The 5476-nt window shown below is 70.3% G+C and carries 3 protein-coding genes; 1 reads left to right on the top strand and 2 read right to left on the bottom strand.

Features of this window, described 5'->3' with window-relative positions; all coding sequences use genetic code 11:
- Positions 1–123 precede the first annotated feature (123 nt).
- Complete coding sequence (locus tag VN520_RS34855) at positions 124–1095, bottom strand: SPFH domain-containing protein (RefSeq protein WP_325750956.1); 972 nt, start codon at positions 1093–1095, stop codon at positions 124–126.
- 219 nt (positions 1096–1314) lie between these two features.
- Between VN520_RS34855 and VN520_RS34850 the strand changes: the two genes are divergently transcribed.
- Complete coding sequence (locus tag VN520_RS34850) at positions 1315–3546, top strand: transglycosylase domain-containing protein (protein WP_325750955.1); 2232 nt, start codon at positions 1315–1317, stop codon at positions 3544–3546.
- Positions 3547–4242: 696 nt separating this feature from the next.
- Here VN520_RS34850 and VN520_RS34845 read toward each other — a convergent pair.
- The coding region (locus VN520_RS34845) for an ATP-binding SpoIIE family protein phosphatase (RefSeq protein WP_325750954.1) at positions 4243–5476 on the bottom strand (1234 nt) is incomplete at its 5' end.

Raw genomic sequence — 5476 nt, 5'->3', positions numbered from 1 at the left:
GCAGCTCGTCCGAGGCCCACCGGGCCAGTGCGTCATGCACCGCGGGATCCAGCCGCAGCAGCATCTGCTTGCGGGCGGACCCGCGCCGGGGTGCCCGGCCGGGGGGAGGGGCCGCGTCGTCGGTCACTGGTAGAGCGTGCCCGTGTTCAGGACCGGCTGCGCCGCGCGGTCGCCGCAGAGCACCACCATCAGGTTGCTGACCATCGCCGCCTTGCGCTCGGAGTCGAGCTCGACGATGTCCTGCTCCGCGATCCGGGTCAGCGCCATCTCGACCATGCCCACCGCGCCCTCGACGATCTGCTGGCGGGCCGCGACGACCGCCCCCGCCTGCTGCCGCTGGAGCATTGCCGAGGCGATCTCGGGGGCGTAGGCCAGGTGGCTGAAGCGGGACTCGATGATGCGTACGCCGGCTGCCTGCACCCGGGCGGTGAGCTCGGCCGCGAGCTTCTCGGTGATCTCCTCGGCGTTGCCCCGCAGGGACAGGCCGCCCTCCTCGTGCGCGTCGTACGGGTACTCGATCGCGATGTGCCGGACGGCCGACTCGGTCTGGGTGGCCACGAACTCCAGGAAGTCGTCGACCTCGAAGAGGGCCTGGGCGGTGTCCTCCACCTTCCAGACGACGATCGCCGCGAGCTCGATCGGGTTGCCGTAGGCGTCGTTGACCTTCAGGACGGCCGTCTCGTGGTTGCGGACCCTGGTGGAGATCTTGCGGCTGGAGGTCAGCGGGTTGATCCAGCGCAGGCCGTCCGCGCGGATCGTGCCGACGTAACGGCCGAAGAGCTGGATGACGCGGGCCTCGCCCGGAGCGACCATCTTCACACCGCTCATGCAGAAGAACGAGGTGACGGTCAGGAGCAGCCCGAGGACGAAGAGCGGGATACCGACGCCGTTGTGCCCGCCGGAGCCCAGGACGCCGCCGACGATGGCCAGGGCCACGCCGAGGAGGACTCCGAGGACGGTCAGCAGGAGGCCGAGCCCGCCGGGGATGGAGTGGGCGGTCGTCTCCCTGACCTGGGGTGCGGGCATCTCGGGAGCGTCCGGGGCCAGGTCGGTGGAGGGGCCGGTGGGGCCGGGAAGGTCGTGAGGTGCGGACATGGGTCCCCCGTTCCTACGGCGTGCGCCGCGCTAGCAATGTGATTACACATTAACGCGATTCGCAACGTTGCGCACCCTTGGGGAGTCGGTTCCATGGGGGCCGGGTGCTGATTCTCACGTCCGGAAAGGCCGGATCGTCTGCCTTTTGTCCAGGCTTTCGGTGTTAGCTGGCAGGTCTGACCGGAGTGGTACGAGCAGAAGAACAGGAGCACAACAGCGATGGGTCGAGCGGATGCGCGGCGAGCCCCGGGGCGGGAAGCGCGCCGGGCCGGGAGCGGCGGCACACGCCGGCTCTTCACCTGGCGGAAGGTCCTGGGCACGTTCTTCGGACTCTGCCTGCTCGGGCTGGGCGCCTTCGCGGCGCTCTACGTGTTCGTCGACGTGCCCGAGGCCAACGCCCAGGCCGAGAAGCAGAGCAACGTCTACAAGTACAGCGACGGCACGGTCCTGGCCCGCAGCAGCTCCGAGGTCAACCGGGAGATAGTCGACATCGGCGTCGTGCCCAAGAGCGTCCAGCACGCCTTCGTCGCCGCCGAGAACAAGTCCTTCTACCGCGACCAGGGCGTCGACCTCAAGGGCACCACCCGCGGCCTGCTCAACACGCTGACCGGCAAGGGCAAGCAGGGCGGCTCCACGATCACCCAGCAGTACGTCAAGAACTACTACCTCACGCAGGAACAGACGGTCACCCGCAAGCTCAAGGAGCTGGTGATCTCGCTCAAGGTCGACCAGCGCATGGAGAAGGACGACATCCTCGCCGGGTACCTCAACACGGTCTACTACGGGCGCGGCGCGAGCGGGATCCAGGCGGCGGCACAGGCCTACTACGGCGTCGACGCCAAGGACCTCGACACCTCCCAGGGCGCCTACCTCGCCGCCCTGCTCCAGGCCCCCAGCCAGTACGACTGGGCGAACGCCACGCCGTCCGGCAAGAAGCTGGTCAAGGAGCGCTGGGGCTACACGCTGGACAACATGGTCGACGAAGGATGGCTCGACCGGGCCGAGCGGGACAGGATGACGTTCCCCGTCCCGGACCCGCCCAAGGCCGCCGGAGGCATGGACGGTCAGACCGGTTACCTCGTCGAGGCCGCGAACGACGAGATGGAGCGGCAGGGCATCACCGAGGAGATGCGGCAGAACGGCGGCTGGACGATCACGCTCAACATCGACAAGAAGCGGCAGAAGCAGCTGGAGAAGTCGGTCGACCGTGAGCTGGAGAGCCAGCTCGACCGCAAGGACAACAAGATCGACGCGACCGTCCAGGCGGGTGCCACCTCGGTGGACCCGAAGACCGGCAAGGTCGTCGCGCTGTACGGCGGCGTCGGTGCGACCGAGCACTACATATCCAACGCCACCCGCCAGGACTACCAGCCGGCCTCCACCTTCAAGCCGCTGGTGCTCGCCTCCGGGCTGGAGAACGGGTCGACCACCCAGGACGGCAGCCTGATCGGCCTGAACACGGTCTACGACGGGACCAGCAGGCGCCCCGTGGTCGGCAGCGACATCCCGTTCGCCCCGCAGAACGAGGACGACATCAGCTATGACAACCCGACCGTGCGGACGGCGATGGACAAGTCCGTCAACGCCGTCTTCGCGCAGATGGTCGTGGACGTCACTCCCGCCGCCGTGAAGAAGACCGCGCTGGCCATGGGCGTACCGGACAAGAACTTCCCCGAGACGCCCGCGATGACCCTGGGCACCATGAACGCCTCGACGTGGGACATGGCCGGGGTCTACGCGACCCTCGCCAACCACGGCAAGAAGGTCACCCCGACCATCGTCAAGTCCGCCGTGCACCGTGACCGCACCATGCAGCCCGTCGTCGGTGTGGGCGGCCAGGTGATCAGCCGGGCGTCCGCCGACACCGTGACGGACGCGCTGACCGAGGTCGTCGACGTCGGCTCCGGGCGCGAGGCCGACACCCCCGCCTACGACGCCGCGGGCAAGACGGGCACGTCGGAGAACAACAAGGCGGCCTGGTTCACGGCCTACACCCCGGAGCTCAGCACGGCCGTGGCCCTCTTCGGAGAGTCCACCCAGGACGGCGGCGGCCAGGTCAGTCTCACCGGCACGGCCAACTCCGGCCGGGCCAGCGGCGGCGGTTTCCCCGCCAGGATCTGGGCGGACTACACCCTCGGCGCGCTGAACGGCGGCTCGGACGCCACCTTCGACCTGCAGGGTGTGGAACGCGGCGAGACAGGGGTGACCGAGACCCTCCCGGCCGCCCCGCCCGAGACCCAGGAGCCGGTGGAGAGCCCGTCCGAGGAGCCGGAGGAGCCCTCCGGGTCACCGAGCGCGACACCGAGCGAGGAGTCGCCTTCAGCGGAGGCGCCGAGCGAGAGCCCGTCCCCGACGCCGAGCGGGACGCCCAGCACCACGAAGGACCCCGAGGGCGAGGACGAACCGCCGGGCGAACGCCCGGGCGGTGAAGTCCTGCCGGGGCAGCAGTGACGCGTGAGGGGCGGTGCCGGCCGGCACCGCCCCTCACGTTCGCTCATGGATCCAGGACGGCCGAGGCGGTGATGAAAAGCCCTTCTGCCTCTTCGGAGGCTTCTTGCGCCGTCATGTGGAGCGGCAGAGGGGTGGGTCCGCCGGTTCCTGTGAGCGAATCGTTCGCCCTCGGGCTTTCCACTGGTTCTTTGTGGCTTCATACCTTTGGTGAGGAGGTGGAGTTCGGCCGACAGGTCAGCCTTCGGATTGCTGTTCCGGCTCATCGGCCCGATCGGGGAGCCGAAGAAGGGCCGTCCGCGGTGGGAAGGGAAATGGCGGCAGCGCCCCCGATGTGTTCCTAGTCACATACGGGACGCGCCGTGAGGCGAGCCGCTCGCTCCGAGGACCGTCCGCGAGGGCCGTGCGAGAGCCGCCCGTGAAGCCCGTCCGTGAGGACCGTCCGTGAAAACCCTCCATGAGGTCTCTTCGTGAGAGCTCTCATCGAGGGCCGCACCGCACGGCCGGTGACCCGGCGCCGCCTGGCGCACCGAGGCTTCCTCGGCCTCCCCCGGACACCGGCACGACGTCCTCACGGCGCCGGCCCTCACCCGCACTCGCAGAACCTCCTGGGCCGCCGCCGGCAGATGCCCCGCACCGCCCACCGGAGTACGCACCCCCGCTCCTCGGCGCCACGGAAGAACAGGCGTCGCCCGCTCCTCAGCCGGAGCCGGGCACAGCCATCTCGAACCAGACCACCTTGCCCGTCGACAACCGGGTCGCGCCCCACCGCCTGGCCAGCCGGTTGACCAGGAAGAGCCCGCGCCCGCCCTCGTCCGTCTCCCGGGCGCGCCGCTGCCGGGGCAGCTGCGGGGAGTCGTCGCCCACCTCGCAGCGCAGGATGTCCGTACGCAGCAGCCGCAGTGTCACCGGCCGCTCCGCGTAACGCACGGCGTTGGTCACCACCTCGCTGACCAACAGCTCCACCTCGTCCGAGAGGTCGTCCAGGCCCCACCGGCTCAGGGCCCTCCGGGCCAGCCTGCGGGCCCGGCCGGGCGCGGCGTCCTCCGGCTCCAGGAACCAGTACGCGACATCGCTCGGCGCGATCCCGTCGAACCGGGCGGCCAGCAGGGCGATGTCGTCGTCCCGGTCACCCGGGCCGAGCATGTCCAGTACGTCGTCGCAGAGCGCTTCCAGCGGCGGTGAGTGGTCCGGTCCGGTCAGCTGGGCCGTGGCGGCGAGCCGCTCCCGCAGGATCTCGATGCCCGTCCAGACGTCCCGCATCCGGGACTCCACCAGGCCGTCCGTGTACAGCAGCAGCGTCGCCCCGGCCGGCGCGTCCAGCTCGACGGCCTCGAAATCGACCCCGCCGACACCGATCGGCGCACCCGGCGGCACCCGCAGCACCTCGGCCCGGCCGCCCAGGTGGAGCAGCACGGGCGGCGGGTGACCGGCGTTGGCGATGGTGATGCGGTGGGCGACGGGGTCGTACACCGCGTACAGGCAGGTCGCCATGCGGTCGCTGCCGAGCCGCTGCGCCTGCTCGTCCAGATGGTGCAGGACCTCCTGCGGAGGCAGGTCCAGCCCGGCCAGGGTCTGCGCGGTGGTGCGGAGCTGGCCCATGATCGCCGCGGACGTCATGGAGTGCCCCATCACGTCACCGACGACCAGGGCGACCCTGCTGCCGGGGAGGGGGATCGCGTCGTACCAGTCCCCGCCGACCCGCGCGGTCTCGGCGGCCGGGAGATAGCGCGAGGCCAGCCGTACACCCGTGGGCTGGGGCAGGGAGTCGGGCAGCATGGTGCGCTGGAGCTCGTCGGCGATGTACGCCTCGCGGCCGTACAGCATGGCCTTGTCGATGCCGAGCGCGGTGTGCGTGGCCAGCTGGGCCGCGACCAGGAGATCGTTCGCCTCGAACGGCGGACGTTCCGGGCCGCGCAGGAAGACGGCGGCA

The organism is Streptomyces sp., from assembly GCF_035563135.1.
Lineage (GTDB): Bacteria > Actinomycetota > Actinomycetes > Streptomycetales > Streptomycetaceae > Streptomyces.
This window is presented reverse-complemented; position numbering and strand designations above follow the sequence as displayed.